13 protein-coding genes and 3 pseudogenes are annotated in these 16873 nt (G+C 62.8%); 10 read left to right on the top strand and 6 right to left on the bottom strand.

Going from position 1 to position 16873, the window contains the following annotated elements; translation table 11 throughout:
* Positions 1-229 precede the first annotated feature (229 nt).
* Together NKJ73_RS30080 and NKJ73_RS30075 are read left to right on the top strand one after the other, a co-directional pair.
* Positions 230-1356 (top strand): annotated as a pseudogene (locus tag NKJ73_RS30080) (IS701 family transposase).
* 372 nt (positions 1357-1728) lie between these two features.
* Positions 1729-2658 (top strand): NAD(P)H-dependent flavin oxidoreductase, encoded by a 930-nt coding sequence (locus NKJ73_RS30075; RefSeq protein WP_352572101.1) that lies wholly within the window; start codon positions 1729-1731, stop codon positions 2656-2658.
* On the opposite strand, the pseudogene NKJ73_RS30070 reads toward NKJ73_RS30075, so the two are convergent.
* Positions 2646-3147, bottom strand: a pseudogene (locus tag NKJ73_RS30070) (IS5 family transposase); the annotation flags it as partial. The gene NKJ73_RS30075 and the pseudogene NKJ73_RS30070 overlap by 13 nt on opposite strands.
* 700 nt (positions 3148-3847) lie before the next feature.
* Complete coding sequence (locus NKJ73_RS30065) at positions 3848-5494, bottom strand: MFS transporter (protein WP_352572069.1); 1647 nt, start codon at positions 5492-5494, stop codon at positions 3848-3850.
* A 484-nt stretch (positions 5495-5978) separates the two neighbouring features.
* On the opposite strand from NKJ73_RS30065, the pseudogene NKJ73_RS30060 reads away from it, so the two are divergent.
* Positions 5979-7003: pseudogene (locus NKJ73_RS30060) on the top strand (class I tRNA ligase family protein); the annotation flags it as partial.
* Between the two features lie 189 nt (positions 7004-7192).
* Here the strand turns inward: NKJ73_RS30060 and NKJ73_RS30055 are convergent.
* Both NKJ73_RS30055 and NKJ73_RS30050 read right to left on the bottom strand, forming a co-directional pair.
* A complete protein-coding gene (locus NKJ73_RS30055) occupies positions 7193-8047 on the bottom strand; it encodes a trans-sulfuration enzyme family protein (protein WP_352572068.1) in 855 nt (284 codons plus the stop codon).
* Between the two features lies 1 nt (position 8048).
* Positions 8049-8339, bottom strand: a complete 291-nt coding sequence (locus NKJ73_RS30050) for a PLP-dependent transferase (protein WP_352572067.1) — start codon at positions 8337-8339, stop codon at positions 8049-8051.
* A gap of 92 nt (positions 8340-8431) precedes the next feature.
* On the opposite strand from NKJ73_RS30050, the gene NKJ73_RS30045 reads away from it, so the two are divergent.
* A complete protein-coding gene (locus tag NKJ73_RS30045) occupies positions 8432-9094 on the top strand; it encodes a helix-turn-helix domain-containing protein (protein ID WP_352572066.1) in 663 nt (220 codons plus the stop codon).
* A gap of 31 nt (positions 9095-9125) precedes the next feature.
* On the top strand, positions 9126-9764 hold the full coding sequence (locus NKJ73_RS30040) for an FMN-binding negative transcriptional regulator (protein WP_352572065.1): 639 nt from the start codon (positions 9126-9128) through the stop codon (positions 9762-9764).
* 983 nt (positions 9765-10747) lie between these two features.
* Here the strand turns inward: NKJ73_RS30040 and NKJ73_RS30035 are convergent.
* Both NKJ73_RS30035 and NKJ73_RS30030 read right to left on the bottom strand, forming a co-directional pair.
* Positions 10748-11257, bottom strand: a complete 510-nt coding sequence (locus NKJ73_RS30035; RefSeq protein WP_352572064.1) for a GNAT family N-acetyltransferase — start codon at positions 11255-11257, stop codon at positions 10748-10750.
* Positions 11258-11542, bottom strand: coding sequence for a type II toxin-antitoxin system TacA family antitoxin (locus NKJ73_RS30030; protein WP_023679116.1), 285 nt, complete (start codon positions 11540-11542; stop codon positions 11258-11260).
* Between the two features lie 1006 nt (positions 11543-12548).
* Here NKJ73_RS30030 and NKJ73_RS30025 point away from each other — a divergent pair.
* From NKJ73_RS30025 to cybH, 5 genes are read left to right on the top strand one after another with little or no spacing between them, the layout of a single operon-like run.
* Positions 12549-13625 carry a hydrogenase small subunit gene (locus NKJ73_RS30025; RefSeq protein ID WP_023679115.1) on the top strand — a complete coding sequence of 359 codons (1077 nt, stop codon included), beginning with the start codon at positions 12549-12551 and terminating at the stop codon, positions 13623-13625.
* Entirely contained in the window at positions 13625-15421 is a 1797-nt protein-coding gene (locus tag NKJ73_RS30020) for a nickel-dependent hydrogenase large subunit (RefSeq protein WP_023679114.1), read from the top strand. Before NKJ73_RS30025 ends, NKJ73_RS30020 begins: the two co-directional genes overlap by 1 nt.
* A gap of 13 nt (positions 15422-15434) precedes the next feature.
* Positions 15435-15659 carry a HupE/UreJ family protein gene (locus NKJ73_RS30015; RefSeq protein ID WP_051406206.1) on the top strand — a complete coding sequence of 75 codons (225 nt, stop codon included), beginning with the start codon at positions 15435-15437 and terminating at the stop codon, positions 15657-15659.
* Positions 15656-16009 carry a HupE/UreJ family protein gene (locus tag NKJ73_RS30010; RefSeq protein WP_352572100.1) on the top strand — a complete coding sequence of 118 codons (354 nt, stop codon included), beginning with the start codon at positions 15656-15658 and terminating at the stop codon, positions 16007-16009. The genes NKJ73_RS30015 and NKJ73_RS30010 overlap by 4 nt, the downstream gene beginning before the upstream one ends.
* A 9-nt stretch (positions 16010-16018) precedes the next feature.
* The gene (gene cybH, locus NKJ73_RS30005; RefSeq protein WP_023679113.1) at positions 16019-16729 is read left to right on the top strand and encodes a Ni/Fe-hydrogenase, b-type cytochrome subunit; all 711 of its coding nucleotides are present in this window, start codon (positions 16019-16021) and stop codon (positions 16727-16729) included.
* Positions 16730-16873 lie beyond the last annotated feature (144 nt).

Raw genomic sequence — 16873 nt, 5'->3', positions numbered from 1 at the left:
GCGCCGACGACGGCGGTGCCGGCCTGGTTGCGCAGGGCTGCCGCCGACCCAAACAGTTGCGGCGCATTGAGGACATTGCAATCACTGCAGGTGCGGCCATCGGCGCGCTCGATGCGATGGTCCGCCAGCTAGAGAGGTGGGCTGGCGCCTGGTGACAGCGCCTAGGGCTTTCGGCGGCCGCGGTACGGCGAGCAGGCTCGCGGCGTCGAGGATGAAGCCGCACTTCGCGATGTTCTTCTGCTCACACGACCGGGAGACGAGTCGGCCCCACGGGCCGGATGCTTGTTGGCCGCTCACAGCGCTGAAGGCGCGGGTTGGGCGGGTGCTTCCTCGTCGTGAGTTGCGGGAAACGGGCGCAGATTTCCTTGACGGCCTTCTTTCCGGCATTGAGCGCAAGACAGGCTGGCTGATGGCTGAGCAATCCGGAGCGGAGCGGCCCTATCGGATGCAGTCGCTGAGGATGGCGTCCTGATCGTCGACGAGACGGGATTTGTGAAGAAGGGCGATCGTTCCGCCGGTGTCGCGCGTCAGTACTCGGGAACGGCGGGGCGGATCGAGAACAGCCCGGTCGGCGTGTTCTTGGCTTACGCGAGCCGCTACGGCCAAGCGCTGGTCGATCGTCGCCTTTATCTGCCGGAGAGCTGGACAAGGGATCGGGCGCGATGTGCCAGAGCGTCGATCCCGGAGATGGTCGAGTTTGCGACCAAGCCAAAGATGGCGCGCGCCATGGTCGAGGCGGCGCTCGATGCCGGCGTCCCGTGCGCTTACGTTCTGGGCGACGCTGTCTACGGGGCGGACAGCAGCCTTCGCCGGATGCTGGAAGCTCGCGAGCAGCCCTATGTCTTGGCGGTTCGAGGCGCTCACTTCATGCGCCGGGGAGGGGATCGTCTGTTTGAGGAAACCTCGCCCGAGGAACTGGCCAGCGAGTTCGAGCCCGACGACTGGGCCTGTCATGCGGCAGGTGAAGGCGCCAAAGGCCCTCGGCTCTACGACTGGGCACGCATCCGCCGCCCTTGGACGTCAAAAGGCGGCTTCGAGCATTGGCTTCTCGTCCGCCGCAAGCGATCGACATCCGGAGAAAAAGCCTACTACCTGGTCTTCGCCCCGCCCGGTTCCTCCTTGGCCGAATTGGCGGCAGTGGCCGGCCTGCGCTGGGCGATCGAGGAGTGCTTTGAGCGCGCCAAGGATGATCTCGGACTTGATCATTGCGAGGCTCGGTCCTGGCACGGATGGCATCGCCACATGAGCCTGTGCATGGCCGCCCTGGCATTCCTCTCGAAGCTATCGGCTGATCTTCGCCGCAGCGCATGGAGCAAACCGAACGAAACGAGTCCAAAGGAGCCAATCGCCGCCTGATCCGGATGGCTGCGCTCGTCCCGAGCGTCCCCGAGATCCGCTATCTCCTCGCCCGGATCCTCATCTTCCCACCGACACAAAAGCCCTTCATCATCGCCTGGTCGCTATGGCGACGACGACATCAGGCTGCGGCCACCATCTGTCACTACAAACGGCATCGGCATCCGCAACTGTAGTACTAAGGTCCGGACTCATAACCGTTGGTCGACTGGCGGCTCTGGTTGCCGTTAATCGCGGGGCGCTGAGCGGGGCTCGATAGGATCAACCGAACCTGCGATACTCAAGGCAATCTGTTGGACTCATGATGCGCATCGTAACCCGTCTCACTGATCGGCTTAAACTGCAGCATCCGATCATCAGCGCGCCGTTGGCATTCGCATCGGGCGGGGAACCCGCAGGTGCGGTCATACAGCCGGAGGGCTTGGGCTTATCGGCGGCGGCTATGGCGACGCTGATTGGCTGACGCGAGAGTTCGAGCGATCTGGCAACCGACCTGTCGGCTGCGGCTTCGTAACTTGGTCACTCGCCAGGAACCCGCGCCTACTGGATAAGGCCCTGGAGCGGCGACCAAGTGCGATTTTCCTATCCTTTGGCGACCCGGCGCCTTTTTCGCCGGCGATACGGGCCGCCGGGGTCCCCTTGATCTGCCAGGTCCAGAGCCTCGACGACGCGCGCCGCGCTCTTGATGCCGGAGCCGACATCGTCGTCGCCCAAGGCGCGGAAGCCGGCGGTCACGGTGAGAAGCGAGCGACATTCACATTTGTTCCGGAGGTCGCGAACTTGGTACTGCGACGGGCGCCGGACACGCTCATCTGCGCGGCCGGTGGCATCGCCGATGGTCGTGGGCTCGCAGCGGCGCTGATGCTTGGCGCTGATGGCGTCGTGATGGGATCACGTTTCTGGGCCTCGTTGGAGGCTCTCGTTCATCCAAATCTGCACCAGGCTGCCCTTGCCGCGACCGGAGACGACACGGTTCGAACCTCGGTGATGGACCTAGCGCGCCGCCTGGATTGGCCATCGCGGTTTTCACTGCGCGTTCGGAAGAATGCTTTTACGGAAGCCTGGCACGGCAATGAGGCCCATCTCCTCGCCGACATTGACGCGCAGTCCGCTGCCTACCGCGAAGCGTGGGCAAGCGGCGATCCCACGATAGCCGCGATCATGATTGGTGAGGCCGCCGGCCTCATCCACGACATCGAGCCGGCGAGTGACATACTCCTTCGCACCGTTTCTGAAGCGATCACCCTGCTTCAGGGCGCAAGTTCGCTTCTGTTTGTCGAGGACAACTGTCACAGCCAGTAACCGACCGTAGCGGCGAGGCAGACGGCAGCGAGGAAGTTAGTGGCCGATCGATCGTAGCTGGTGGCAATGCGGCGGAAATCCTTGAGCCGTCCAAACGTGGCGTTGCGATCACGGTAGAGGAAGGGGAGAAGCAGTTCTTCCAGCGCCGGTTGGCTTTCGACGGAATGTTCGGCATCGCCCCTTTAGCCTCGACCTTGTGGCGAATGGCATTGGTGTCATAGCCCTTGTCGGCGTGCAGGATCGGGCTCTCGGGCATCTGCTCCAGAAGCAAATCTCCGGCGCTGCAATCGGCGACCTGGCCACCGGTCAAGAGGAAAGCGATCGGGCGGCACAGGCCATCGGTCAGGGCGTGGATCTTCGTGGTTCGCCCACCGCGCGACCGGCCAATCGCCTGATTTTGCTCCCCCCTTTGCCGGCAGAAGCGCAGCGATGCGCCTTCACGGCCGAAGAGTCGATCAGGACCTCAGCCGGAGGACCGCCAGCGCTTGCCGCGCGTGTCGGTTGGCAGCAGCGCCTGCAGCCGCGAAAACTGCTCCTCGGTCAGCCAGAAATAATCGCGATTCATCGGTGGCCTCCCTTTGGAGACCGTGAATCATAAAACCACCGTCAGTGGAACCCTTTATGGGTCCGGACCCTAGCAGGTTGTGACCATTGCTGTGGCAATGCAGCAGTCCTGGATAATAAGTCCAAGATGCCCCGGGTGCGCTTCCACCGCACCACCGGGACCTTCGCTGCAGCTAAATGCAGAAAATCCACGCGCGCGCTGAAGCCCGAAAAGGCGGCGGCGCTGGCGGGTTGAAACTCCAGTCGGGCTACGCCCTCCCTGCGTTCCAACCCGCCAGCATTCTCATCTTGATTGAGGCAACGCTCGCAGCTTCATTGTCGCGCCGCAGGTGGCGGATTCCTCCGTCTGCCCGCTTCACTCCGTGCCCGGCGAGACCCCTCCGCCCCCCTTGCTCCCCGCTGCTCGCCGCGATGCACGGGGACAGGCGACCTGAACCCGTCCCCAAGCCGATCTGATGGCAGAGGCGGTGGGGCTGGACATGGGCCCGTGGTGGACATACGTGCCACACAAATCCTCATGCTCGCCTAACCGGCCGCAAGGTATGGCAATCCGGGCTGACCCGACGAGAGAAGGAGTAGGTCTCGGCCATTCCCGTGTCCGAGCCCAGAAAAGTTACTGGTTTCCTTACGGGCGCGATACAAAGGGCACAGGCTGGACTTGGCTGCCGGGGGCGGGGCTTGTCGACCGCTCGATCGAAAGTGAGAGACGAGGAGGAGAATCACCGACCCGCAGAGCGGCAAGGCGCTCGCCTACCTCCCTGTCAGTCACCGTTAGCCGATGGTTTAGACGAAGATAGTCCGTCCATGTCGGCGTGCGGAATGTCTCGGTCCAAAGAGTCGAGTTCTGAAGATCGCGCTGGAGGGTCCAGTCCCGCGCACCGGCACGGCTCTGAACGCGCCGCCTTTCGCGCATGCAGCTCAGAAATTCCTCGATATTCTCCTCGGGGATCGAGTACTCCACCTTGATCACGATCGGGCCGCTCCTGGGCTTCAAATCGAGGGCCAGTTCTGGTGGCCTGAAGTCGAAGGCCCCTTGATCCGATTCCTCCCATAGCCGTACCGGCAATAGCTTTCCCACAGCTGCAACCAGCAACAGCGCCGCTGCAGCACCTTCCAAAGCCCACGTCAGGGAATAGTACTGCGCGACAGCACCCCAGATCCAGCTGCCCGCTGCCATGCCGCCGTAGGTCAGGGCGTAATAGATCGACGGGGTGCGACCAACGACCCACCTTGGGCTAGCCAACTGCACACACACGTCGGTTCCGGTCCAGGTGACAACCCAGCCGGCGCCAGCGATTGCAAGCGCGATCGCTGCTACAGCCACCGATGATGTGAGAGCCAGTAAAAGGCAACACGTTGCGCAAGCAACGGACGCGAGCGTGATCAATCGATTTTGGGACGTGATGCGTCTCAAGTAGCTATTGCCAATGCCCGCGATGAAGGCGCCTGTGCCGAAGCCGGCCAACAGGACGCCGTAAACAATTGGCCCCCCCGCCAGTTGGTCGCGAACCAGGAGGGGGAGCAGAGCAAGGATCGAGATGCTTGACAGCCCGAACAGGGTTGCACGCACGATCGCCACTCTGATCTCCGAGGAGATTGCCGTGAAGCGCATGCCATCATGAATGGCCGTCGTCATCCGCTCGCGCGGAAGAGGCGAAGAACGAACTTGCCACTTGGAGCGCAGGACAGCGCTCAATGGGACCAGGTCGGTCAGCGCAGCGAAGGCGAAAGCCGTAAGGGGGCCCAGCAAAGCCAAAATTACACCGCCCAGCGCCGGTCCTATGCTCCGAACCACGTTGTACCCCACCGACATCAGCGTCACTGCAGCGGGTATGTCGCGCTTTTCCAGGATGTCGCCGACCGAGGCGTGCCAGGCTGGATCATTCAAGGCAAAGCCGCATCCCGCCAAGAAACTCAGTCCCAAGATCAGCCATGGACTGACAAAGCCCAGTCCAACAGAGAGAGCCAGCGCCGTGGATGCCAATGCGATCAGGCAATGTCCGGCAAGCATCACGCCGCGGCGGCTGAAGCTGTCTGCAATCGCTCCAGCAAGGATCGACAAGAAGAAGGCGGGCAGTGTCGATGCAGCCTGCACGAGCGCAACCATCAGATCGGAGGCTGAAATCGTTGCCATAAGCCAGCTTATAGCCACGCTCTGCACCAGCCAGCCAAGGCTGGATATCTGCGTGGCTGTCCAGATCGAACGAAAGACCGGATTCTGAAGAGGGATCAGTGTGTTTGCCGCAAAGGGCGGGGAATCTTGACGCCGCATGACTTCTCACCTCCACCACGTAGTTCTTTCGCTCACTCACTTGCTGACAGCGGTGCGCTTACGCACAGCTGCGTCACAACCAAGTTCCGATATCGCGCTCGCAACAAAGTAAACAAAGTAGATGTCGCATCCACGGTGCTGATGCGCGATGAGTGTGCCAGTTGGGCGTCAGCTGGTCTGGGTCGCGCAGCCCGATGGGGTGCGGTCTGCCCTGCGACTCTTGGTCTTGGACGGTGCTACCGCCCCGATGGCCGGGTTGTCAAACTGCCACGGTGCTAGCAGCGCCCATCCCATCCTGACAGGCATGAGCATATGACGCAGCGCATCGCTGGTATCGGAGGCGGGTGCAAGATCAAGGGTGGCATCGTCCTGACAAGTACGAGCTGGTGGACGCCTTTGCCCGACCTATCACATCGGCGATTTATGGGGCCGCCGTTCAACTCGTTGGTCTATGCACAAAAAACATAATACGCTTGAAAAGACGTTTCGGGCCGGTGCCGGGGCCGAGGAGGGGGCTGAAGCCTTCACTATCGTCATCCCGCCGCCGAATGTCACCGGCTCGCTGCATATGGGCCACGCGCTCAACAACACGCTGCAGGACATTCTGGTGCGCTTCGAGCGCATGCGCGGCAAGAACGTTCTTTGGCAACCAGGCATGGACCATGCCGGCATCGCCACGCGATGGTGGTCGAGCGCCAGCTGATGCAAAATCAGATCCACCGCCGCGACCTGACGCGCGATGAGTTCATCGACAAGGTGTGGGAATGGAAGGCAGAATCCGGCGGCGCCATCCTCAACCAGCTGAAGCGGCTCGGGGCCTCGGCCGACTGGAGCCGGGAGCGCTTCACCATGGAGGAGGGCCTGTCCAAGGCCGTGCTCGAAGTGTTCGTGACGCTCTACAAGGAAGGGCTGATCTACAAGGACAAGCGCCTTGTGAACTTGGACCCGAAGCTGTTGACCGCCATCTCGGATCTCGAGGTCGAGCAGCAGGAAGTCAACGGCAACCTCTGGCACTTCCGCTATCCGGTCGAAGGCATGACCTTCGATCCGGAAAATCCGAAGACCTTCATCACCGTTGCGACGACCCGGCCGGAGACGATGCTGGGCGATACGGCTGTCGCAGTCCACCCCGACGACGAGCGTTTCCGGCATCTCGTCGGCAAGAACCTCATCCTGCCGATCGTCGGCCGCAGGATCCCGGTGGTGGCGGACGAGTATTCCGATCCCGAAAAAGGCAGCGGTGCGGTCAAGATCACGCCGGCGCATGACTTCAATGATTTCGAGGCCGGCAAGCGCCACCGGCTGCCGGCGGTCAATATCCTCACCGTCAATGCGGCGGTGAGCCTCAAGGACAATGAGGACTTTCTCGCCGGGCTGGAGGTGACGCCGGAGCGCTAGGCGGTCTGGGGCGAGCTCGACGGTCTCGACCGTTTAGTCGCGCACAAGAAGATCGCCGAGCTGATGCAGACCGGCGGTTTCCTCGAAAAGGTCGAGCCGCATCGCCAGGCCTGAAGCGGCGGTTGCGGCGATCCTGAACAAGGTGCGGTCTCTCCGCGCCAACGCATCCGACACCGAGATTTTCGATCGAAATCTAAGCATCGTCGAAGATGCTTTGCCTGATCTAGGCGCCCAACCGTAGCAGGCCGCATTGCTGCGCCAGCCGCCACGTAAAGCGCTGCCAGAGTTCTTGCACCCGCGTCATTCGGCTGCCGCTTTGAAGGTTCCGCCTAGGGCCTGCATCAGATCATCGACAATGTCCTGAGGATGCTCAAGTCCCACTGAGATTCGCAGTAATCCGCCTGGCGCCTTGGACTTGGCACCCTCGACGGATGCGCGATGCTCAATCAGAGAGTGCGTCCCGCCAAGGCTTGTCGCCCGGGCAACAACCTCGAGGCGGCCGGCCACAGCCATCGCAGCATCGGCTCCGCCTTTGACGATAAAGGATAGCATCGCTCCGTAATGGCTCATTTGCCGCTTAGCGAGATCGTGTCCCGGATCAGTTTGCAGGCCAGGAAAAAGTACTTTTTCGACACGCGGATGAGACGCCAAAGCCTCAGCAACCTTCTGGGCGCCTTCGCAATGCGCGCGCACGCGTACCGACAATGTCTGCAGGCCCCGCAATGCCAGCCAACAGTCGAATGGCGCTGCGACGCTGCCCTTGTGACTCTGGACCATCCGCAGTGGGCGACCGAGGGGTGACGAGTGCGGGACAATGACGACGCCCGCCATCAAGTCCGAGTGGCCGCCGATGTACTTTGTCGCCGAGTGCATGACCGCGTCCGCCCCAACTTCGAGGGGCCGTTGAAGCACTGGAGTTGCCCACGTGTTGTCCACTACGGCCAAGGCGCCAGCCTCGTGCGCGATTTTGCAGATGGCCGAAATGTCGACAACGCGGATCATCGGGTTTGACGGCGTCTCGACCCAGACGAGGCCAGTCCGCTTCGACGTGACCGCGGCGCGCACGGCATCCAGATCGCGCATGTCGACGGCCGCAAAGTCGAAGCGAGATCCAATGTCGGTCTCGTCAATCAGCGAACGAATGCCGAAATACATGTCATCCGGCAGAACGATCCGACCCGGTCGACGGATGGCTCTCAAAGACTGCAGCGATTGCAGCCATGCCCGACGCGAAGGCAATGCCATCTTCTCCGCCCTCGAGCGCGGCCATGGCCATTTCGAACGCGTTGCGCGTCGGATTTCCATCCCGCGTGTATTCGAATCCGGAAGGAAACGAGCCGTCGACGCTACGTCGGAACGTCGTGCTGGTGTGCAGCGGCAGGGACACCGCCCCTGTGGAAGCGTCGACAGCTCGGCCGCAATGGATCGCCTTTGTTTCAAAACGCATCGGTCATTTCCTCGCTAACGGGGCAGTTGCACAATTTCAGGCCGGTCATTATATTGACCGTAATAAGTGAGCCGAGGCACTAAGTCAATATAATGACCGATGTTACGACAGCGTTGGACCCCGAGCGGGTGCTTGGCCAAGCGATAGCGGTTCGGATCCGACAATTGAGGCGCGACCAAAACCTGACCCTGGATCGACTGGCAAAACTGAGCGGCTTATCCAAGGGAACCGTCGTCACGCTGGAGCAAGGCAAGGCGAACCCCAGCATCGGCATACTTTGCCGACTGGCGGCGGCGTTTTCGCTTTCGGTGGCCGATTTGTTGAATGACCATCCTTCCACAGTTCGCCTTCCTATTGAGCGGACAGAGACGAGGACGCTTTGGACAAGCGCTAAAGGAAGCTTTGCACAACTTCATTCATCGATCTCGGGACGAACGATGTTCGAACTGTGGAGCTGGGCCATTATGCCGGGCGACGTGTTTTCCGCAGATGCTCATAGTCCGGATACGCGCGAGCTGATCTCGGTGACTCAGGGGTCCCTAAGTGTCGTGGTGGGTACCCACGCAGTAATTTTGAGCCAAGGCGAGAGTGTGCGGCTTGTCACTGACCAACCGCACTCATACGCGGCGGCATCTGATCTGCCTGCCCACTTCTCGATGGCAGTTCTTGAGCATGGTGGACAGCGAGATCCGGGGCCCTCTTCGCCGGCAACGAAGATGCCCGGGCCCGTTCCGCAAGACACCGCCGCTCGCTAACGACCGCCCATTCGCGACAGGAGATCCACCGTTGTACGTTCCGCCCCATTTTGCCGTCTCCGATCACAACACCCTGCTTGACCTAATCGGGAGACATCCGCTCGGTATCCTGGTCACCCACAGCAAAGGCACACTCGACGCGAACCACATTCCCTTCGAGCTTGACCGCTCGAAGGGAGACAAAGGCGTCCTCAATTGCCATGTTGCACGCAAAAATCCAGTCTGGGAGGAAGTTGCCAATGGCGATGAAGTCCTCGTTATCTTCCGTGCGGCCGACGCTTACATCTCGCCGAACTGGTATCCAAGCAAGCATGAATTCCATAAGCAGGTGCCCACATGGAACTATCTCGTCGTCCACGCCCACGGACGCATCACTGTCCGGGATGATGAGCGCTATGTGCGCCGTAACGTGGCGAAGCTCACTCACATGCATGAAGCCTCGCAGCCTGCCCCGTGGAAGATGGGCGACGCGCCGAAGGACTTCATTGACACGATGGTTAAGGGGATCGTCGCCCTGGAAATCGAGATCACCGGCCTGGTTGGTAAATCAAAACTCAGCCAGAACAAAGAGGTGCGCGACATTCAGAACGCTGGTGAAATGCTGAATGCCCGAGGCGTCAATGGGATGGGAGAAGCGATGCTCGCGGCTGCGGCGGCCAAATCCCGATAGCATCTATCTTGTCCCGACAAGCCGCTGGTGCTGGATTTCCAAGGGGTGACCTTGAGAGACAAATGCTTCGGCCAGCACCTGACCACCCGCTATGCGGCAGATGGACAAGAACTCAGGCCGCCATCGCCAGCCACATCCGCAATGCCGCCGGATCGATGGAAGCTGCTTACCCCGCCAGCCTTTCCGGTCATGTCGCCTGGGTCGTCAATACCTCGAACAGCAGCCTGGCGCTTAAACCGAGTTGCGTGTTCGGTATGGCGGCGCAGCGGTTTCGAGATCGGAGCCGACTGGCAGCGAACGCCACCCCCACGGTGGCGATGCCTCGCAGCCAGGTTGGATGACCAAGCAGCCGGAATGTTCGGCAGGCTTGCACCCGCTTCAGATGCGAGACGGGTCAAGACGATCATCCTGCAAACGTCACGCGGCGGTGGGCCGGTTTCGAAAAGGGCCGGCCCCGGCCGTTCATACAAGTGGAGTTGGGGGCGGGGCCGGATCAAGCCTATCGGGTCGAACCCGCCGGGACCGCGCGTACATCATCCCGGCAACGCCAGGCGCTCGTCCGGGGCCATGCGGGCTTCGGCTTGGCGCGCCGAATGTCTGGACCGGCATCGCGGAGCATGGCGCACCAGTCTCCCACATTGTACGTAGTCGCCATGCTGCCCCTGGCCAGATCGCAAATGACGCACGGCTTGTTCGCGATGGCGAGCTGAAGCACGTTGACGGCCGTGCCGGGCGATGCGCCGTCCCAGACTATCATCCCAAAGTCCGCGCGTCGCGCCATCTCCCGGCCTTTGGCGGCTGGATCCAGTATCCTCTAGCGCCTTCACGAGACGGGACCTGGTAGGCAGCCCAGTCGCCCAGATTATTGCTAGCTTCCTCGCTCTGACCGCCGTCTCCCTCTGGCCCTGCGTGAGGGATCGTCATCCGGCTGCAGGCCGGCGCGCCCGGACGCTGCCGCTACGGGAGGCGCTACGCGCGTGGAGCTAGTGGCCTTTGTCGGCCAGCCAGAGGCCCACGTCCTGGATCGAGCGCATGAGCACCGACGGATTGTCCCGCGCGGGAATGAAGCCCCAGCTCTGCCAGTAGCGCTCGGCCTCGGCGTCGATCGCCCGCACCACCACTGCGCGGCCGCCGACGATGTCGGCGCCGGCGACGCAGCGATGCAGCGCGTCCTTGACCAGGCCGCTGCCGATGCCTTGTCCGGCATAGCGATGGTCGACGGCGAGTTGTCCAATCAACAGGCAGGGGATCGGATCGGGCGGGCGTCCGGTGCGGATGGCGCGCGGTGCGCTGTTTGGCTGGATCACGCCCGGCGCGAGGCCGTAATAGCCGACGACTATTCCCTCATCGTGAACGACCAGGACCCGGGTAAAGCCGCGGACCTGGTTCGTTCGCGCGAAGCCGGCCAGCCAAGCGTTCAGCGCCGGCTTGCCGCAATCGAAGCTGTCGAGGCGGTGCGCGTCGTCGAGGAGTTCGATGCCTGAAAGCGCCACCTAGCGGTCCCAGGGCGGGGACCGACGCAGCCGCTCGGCCGCCTTCGGCGGGGGCGCAGCGGCGGGGGCTGAGATCGCCTGCATGAAGGCGTCATAAGCTTCCGGGGACACGCGGATGACGGTTTCGTTGAGGATGGCCGTCTGCGCCTCGTGCAGCGCGGCGCGCCGCATGAACTCCGTGCGCGACAGGCCGAGCAGCTCCGCGCCGCGGTCGATGATGGTGAGATCATCGTCGCGAAACCGCATCGAGACGGGTGTTTCCTTCCTGGTGGCTGTGGTGGCCATGGCGCGCTCCTGTGCTGCGGACGTATATACGGTAGTGTAACGCGGAACGCAATACTTCGTTCCCTGGTGACGTCTCGTGGACGGATGGCCTCAGGACTCCTCGCGGCATCGGTTCTTCTCGGCTTCTCGCCTGCAATCGCCATTGCCGCAACCCAGAGCAAGGTGGCTTTGGTCAGCTCCGGCGGATCAATTACGGCTTAGGACGCGCATGTGTTCTTATCGGCCGGATGAGCGGCTCCAGAAGCGAAGTCGCTGCCATGACTGTCGCCGGACGAGCCCCGGCTATGCCGAACCCTGATGAACATCTGACGCGATGGCGACTTTCGGGCCGTCACGCCACAAAGGAGGAACGGCTATGAAGGCTGGGCGGCCGGCACTTTCATTCTCAGGCGCCGCTCTATGCCACCTGCCGGCCAAGCGCAGTTGGCACAAATCTTGAACCTCTCTTTGCGCGGCGGCAGGAGCTGCAATCGCACGTTCGGCCTCACGCAATGAAAGACCGGTCACGACCGCGGCACGTGCAGCCTCAGACAAACCAGTCTGCATTTTATTCAACGGCTTAGCTGCGAGTGCGGCGGCGCGCGGCCGAACATCACCGTGTCGCGGATGCGACAAACCCGACAACAGCGGTTTCAACGCAAGCGGCGACGAGTAGATGGTGCAAATCCCGCGATTCCCAGTCTGCTGTAGCCGCGCAGGCCAAGCGCGATCTGCTCGGCCGTCCTGACAAGCCGCGCGTGGCTCTGGGCGAGGTCGGTCGAGGCCCGCCGAAATCCCGTCGGCACCCGCCGCCAGGCCTCTTCGCTCGTCTCGCCGCATCGCGGAAACTTTGTTCGAAATCTGCCAGCCCGGTTTCCACTCCTTTGCCGGCGACCGGAACAAGTCAACGCCTCGAAGAGCATCTGAGTTTTGAATTTATTCGGCTTTTTAACTCTGGCATCGGACTTGCTCCGCCTTCGCATGTCCGCGGCACCAGGAGACGCCGCCGCCTGTGGAGGAAGGCCTGATGCAACAAACATTCTACGAGGTCATGCGCCGACAGGGGATCACCCGCCGAAGTTTCCTGAAATTCTGCAGCCTGACGGCGGCTTCCCTCGGCCTTGGACCGGCCTTTGCGCCGAAAATAGCTTACGCGATGGAGTCCAAGCCGCGCATTCCGGTGCTGTGGCTGCACGGGCTTGAATGCACTTGCTGCTCCGAAAGCTTCATCCGCTCGGCGCACCCGCTCGCCAAGGACGTCGTGCTGTCGATGCTTTCACTCGATTATGACGACACGCTCATGGCGGCCGCCGGCCATCAGGCCGAGGCGATCGTCGACGAGGTCGTCGAACAGTACAAGGGCAACTACATCCTCGCGGTCGAAGGCAATGCGCCGCTCAACGAGGACGGCATGTTCTGCATCATCGGCGGCAAGCCCTTCGTCGACCAGCTCAACCATGCCGCCTCCAACGCCAAGGCGATCATCTCCTGGGGCTCCTGCGCCTCCTGGGGCTGCGTGCAGGCCGCGCGGCCGAACCCGACGCGGGCCACGCCCGTCCATAAGGTTCCGGGCCTGCCGGACAAGCCGATCATCAAGGTTCCCGGCTGCCCGCCGATCCCAGAAGTGATGACGGCCGTCATCACCTACATCCTGACCTTTGAAAAATTCCCAGAGCTCGACCGGCAGGGCCGGCCGAAGATGTTCTACAGCCAGCGCATCCACGACAAATGCTATCGGCGCCCGCATTTCGACGCCGGCCAGTTCGTCGAGTCCTTCGATGACGAGGGCGCGCGCAAGGGCTATTGCCTCTACAAGGTCGGCTGCAAGGGACCGACCACTTACAACGCCTGCTCGACGGTGGGCTGGAACGGCGGCCTCTCCTTCCCGATCCAGGCCGGCCATCCCTGCATCGGCTGCTCCGAGGACGGCTTCTGGGACAAGGGCGATTTCTACAGCCGCCTGACCCGCGTCCACGGCTTCGGCATCGAGGCCGATGCCGACAGGATCGGCACGACGGCCGCGACCCTCATCGGCGCCGCCGCGGCCGCGCATGCGGCGGCGAGCGTGGTCAAGCGGATGCGCGAAAAGGGAGGGAACAAGTGATGGTCATCCAGACGCCGAACGGCTTCAATCTCGACACCTCCGGCCAGCGCGTGGTCGTCGATCCGGTCACGCGGATCGAAGGCCATATGCGCTGCGAGGTGAACATCGACGAGAACAACATCATCCGCAACGCGGTCTCGACCGGCACCATGTGGCGCGGGCTCGAGGTCATCCTCAAGGGCCGCGACCCGCGCGACGCCTGGGCCTTCACCCAGCGCATCTGCGGCGTGTGCACCGGCACGCACGCGCTCACCTCGGTGCGTGCGGTCGAGGACGCACTGGGCATCATAATCCCGGAGAACGCCAATTCGATCCGCAACATCATGCAGCTCTCGTTGCAGGTGCACGATCATCTGGTCCACTTCTACCACCTGCACGCGCTCGACTGGGTCAATCCGGTTAACGCATTGAGAGCCGACCCGAAGGCGACGTCGGAGCTGCAGCAGGCGGTTTCGCCGAGCCACCCGATGTCCTCGCCGGGCTATTTCCGTGACATCCAGAACCGGCTGAAGAAGTTCGTCGAGAGCGGCCAGCTCGGGCCGTTCAAGAACGGCTACTGGACCAACCCGGCCTATCTGCTGCCGCCGGAGGCCAATCTGATGGCGGTGACGCACTATCTGGAAGCGCTTGACTTCCAGAAGGAGATCATGACGACGCGCACGATCTTCGGCGGCAAGGACATCCATCCCAACTGGCTGGTGGGGGGCGTGCCTTGTGCGATCAACATCGACGGTGAGATGGCGGCCGGCGCGCCGATCAACATGGAGCGGCTGAACTACGTCCGCAGCGTCATCGAGCGCGCCATCGCCTTCGTCGACAACGTCTACATCCCCGACATCATCGCGATCGGCAGTCTCTACAAGGGCTGGCTCTATGGCGGCGGGCTGTCGGGCAAGAGCGTTCTTGCCTATGGCGACATCCCCGACAAAGCCAACGACTATTCGGCAGCCAACCTGATGATGCCCCAGGGCGCGATCATCGATGGCAACCTCAAAGAGGTGCTGCCCGTTGACGTGCGCGATCCCGAGCAGATCCAGGAGTTTGTGCCCCACTCTTGGTACAAATACCCGGACGAGGCGAAGGGCCTGCATCCATGGGATGGTATCACGGAGCCGAACTATCAGCTCGGGCCGAATGCCAAGGGCACGCGCACCGACATCCGCGAAATCGACGAGAGCGCGAAATATTCCTGGATCAAGGCGCCGCGCTGGCGCGGCCATGCGATGGAGGTAGGGCCGCTCGCCCGCTATGTCGTCGGCTACGTCCAGGGCCACGAGGAGATCAAGGAGCAGGTCGACTCGACGCTGCGGGCACTCGGCGTACCGCTGACGGGGCTGTTCTCGACGCTCGGCCGCACCGCTGCGCGCGCGCTGGAAGCACAGTGGGCGGCCCGCAAGCAGGTCTACTTCATGGACAAGCTGATCGCCACCATCAAGGCTGGAGACAGCTCGACGGCCAATACCCAGAAATGGGATCCGAAGTCCTGGCCCGCCGAAGTCAAGGGGGTCGGCTTCACCGAAGCGCCGCGCGGGGCGTTGGGCCACTGGATACGCATCAAGAACGGCCGGATCGAAAACTACCAATGCGTCGTGCCGACCACCTGGAACGGCTCGCCACGCGACCATGCCGGCAATATCGGCGCCTTCGAAGCGTCGCTGATGGAGACCAAGGTGGAGCGGCCGGAGGAGCCGGTCGAGATCCTGCGGACGATCCACAGCTTCGATCCGTGCCTTGCCTGTTCGACCCATGTCATGGGTCCGGACGGACAGGAACTTGCCAATGTCAAAGTGCGCTAGGGGAGGAATCGAAATGAGACACGCTATCCTGAAACTTGGCGCCGCAGCTTCGCTCGCGGTCCTTGCCAGCCCGGCGCTCGCCCATGTCGGCGCAGGGCATGCCGACGGGTTCGCCGCCGGCATCGCCCATCCGCTGATGGGACTCGACCACCTTCTCGCCATGGCGGCGGTCGGGGTCTGGTCGGCGGTGGCCATGCCGTCGCGGGTCCTGGTGGCCCAGCAACCTTCGTGGCGATGATGATGACGGGTGCGGCGTTGGCCTTTGCCGGCATCCGCCTGCCAGCGGTCGAAGGCATGATCGCGCTATCCGTGCTTGCTCTCGGCATCATGATCGTCGCCGGTGCCGGCCTTCCCGGCATGCTCGGCATCGGCCTTGCCGGGTTCTTCGCCCTCTTCCATGGCCATGCCCATGCGAGCGAGACGACCGGCGCGGCACTTGCCTATATTGCCGGCTTCACGCTCTCGACCGCGGCGCTGCATCTGGCCGGCACCGGCATCGGCCTCAGGCTCGCGTCGTCGCCTTGGGCGCGCGCCGGGCTCGGCATGGTCATTGCCGGCTCGGGCGCTACGTTCGTGTTCGGCGGCTAGGGGGCGGCCATGAGCGCGAGCCAAACTCCGCATGGCGAAGAAGGGGTCTATGTCTACGAGGCGCCGCTGCGCCTCTGGCACTGGGTCAATGCCTTCGCCATCCTCATGCTTGCCGGCACCGGCTACCTGATCGGCTCGCCGCCGCCGGCGGTTGGCGGCGAGGCGAGTTCCAGTTTCCTCTTCGGCTGGATACGCTACCTGCATTTCGTTGCGGGCTATGTCCTGATCGTCGGCTTCGCATTCCGCATCTACTGGGTCTTCGCCGGCAACGAGCATTCCCGGCAGATATTCCTCCCGCCTGTCTGGAACGGACGGTTCTGGAAGGAGCTCTGGCACGAGGTGCTCTGGTACGCCATGCTGGTGAGCGAGCCGATGAAGTGTTCCGGGCACAACCCGCTCGCGACGCTCGCCATGCACTTCCTGTTCGTCTGGTTCACCATCTTCATGATCGTGACCGGACTGGCGCTCTACGGCGAGGGGGCCGGCATGGGGTCCTGGCAGTACGACCTGTTCTCGAGCTGGGTCATCCCACTTCTCGGTCAGAGTCAGGACGTGCATACCTGGCACCATCTCGGCATGTGGGTGATCATCTGCTTCGTGATCATCCATATCTATGCCGCGGTGCGCGAGGACATCATGTCGAAGCAGTCGATCATCTCCTCGATGTTCTCCGGCTGGCGGACCTTTCGCGGCAACGGCGCGCCTCGTGATTCCCACTAGGACTTTCGCGACCTCACCTGCCGGGGGGGGGGGGGGGGGGGGGGGGGGGGGGGGGGGGGGGGGGGGGGGGGGGTGGGGGGTCGCGCCCCACACGAGAGGGGGGGGGGGCGCGCGCCGCGACCCAGCGTCCACAGCAAGATTGTC

This window comes from Mesorhizobium sp. M0074, from assembly GCF_040322975.1.
Taxonomy (GTDB): domain Bacteria; phylum Pseudomonadota; class Alphaproteobacteria; order Rhizobiales; family Rhizobiaceae; genus Mesorhizobium.
The sequence above is the reverse complement of the archived record's forward strand: the minus strand, read 5'-3'. Positions and strand labels throughout refer to the sequence as shown.

What these genes read in the sequence shown, in the direction of transcription:
- NKJ73_RS30065 (WP_352572069.1), bottom strand. Translation starts at nt 5,494, where the DNA reads ATGCGGCGTCAAGATTCCCCGCCCTTTGCGGCAAACACACTGATCCCT.
- NKJ73_RS30055 (WP_352572068.1), bottom strand. Translation starts at nt 8,047, where the DNA reads ATGTATTTCGGCATTCGTTCGCTGATTGACGAGACCGACATTGGATCT.
- NKJ73_RS30050 (WP_352572067.1), bottom strand. Translation starts at nt 8,339, where the DNA reads ATGCGTTTTGAAACAAAGGCGATCCATTGCGGCCGAGCTGTCGACGCT.
- NKJ73_RS30045 (WP_352572066.1), top strand. Translation starts at nt 8,432, where the DNA reads ATGACCGATGTTACGACAGCGTTGGACCCCGAGCGGGTGCTTGGCCAA.
- NKJ73_RS30030 (WP_023679116.1), bottom strand. Translation starts at nt 11,542, where the DNA reads ATGGCCACCACAGCCACCAGGAAGGAAACACCCGTCTCGATGCGGTTT.
- NKJ73_RS30025 (WP_023679115.1), top strand. Translation starts at nt 12,549, where the DNA reads ATGCAACAAACATTCTACGAGGTCATGCGCCGACAGGGGATCACCCGC.
- NKJ73_RS30020 (WP_023679114.1), top strand. Translation starts at nt 13,625, where the DNA reads ATGGTCATCCAGACGCCGAACGGCTTCAATCTCGACACCTCCGGCCAG.
- NKJ73_RS30015 (WP_051406206.1), top strand. Translation starts at nt 15,435, where the DNA reads ATGAGACACGCTATCCTGAAACTTGGCGCCGCAGCTTCGCTCGCGGTC.
- NKJ73_RS30010 (WP_352572100.1), top strand. Translation starts at nt 15,656, where the DNA reads ATGATGATGACGGGTGCGGCGTTGGCCTTTGCCGGCATCCGCCTGCCA.
- cybH (WP_023679113.1), top strand. Translation starts at nt 16,019, where the DNA reads ATGAGCGCGAGCCAAACTCCGCATGGCGAAGAAGGGGTCTATGTCTAC.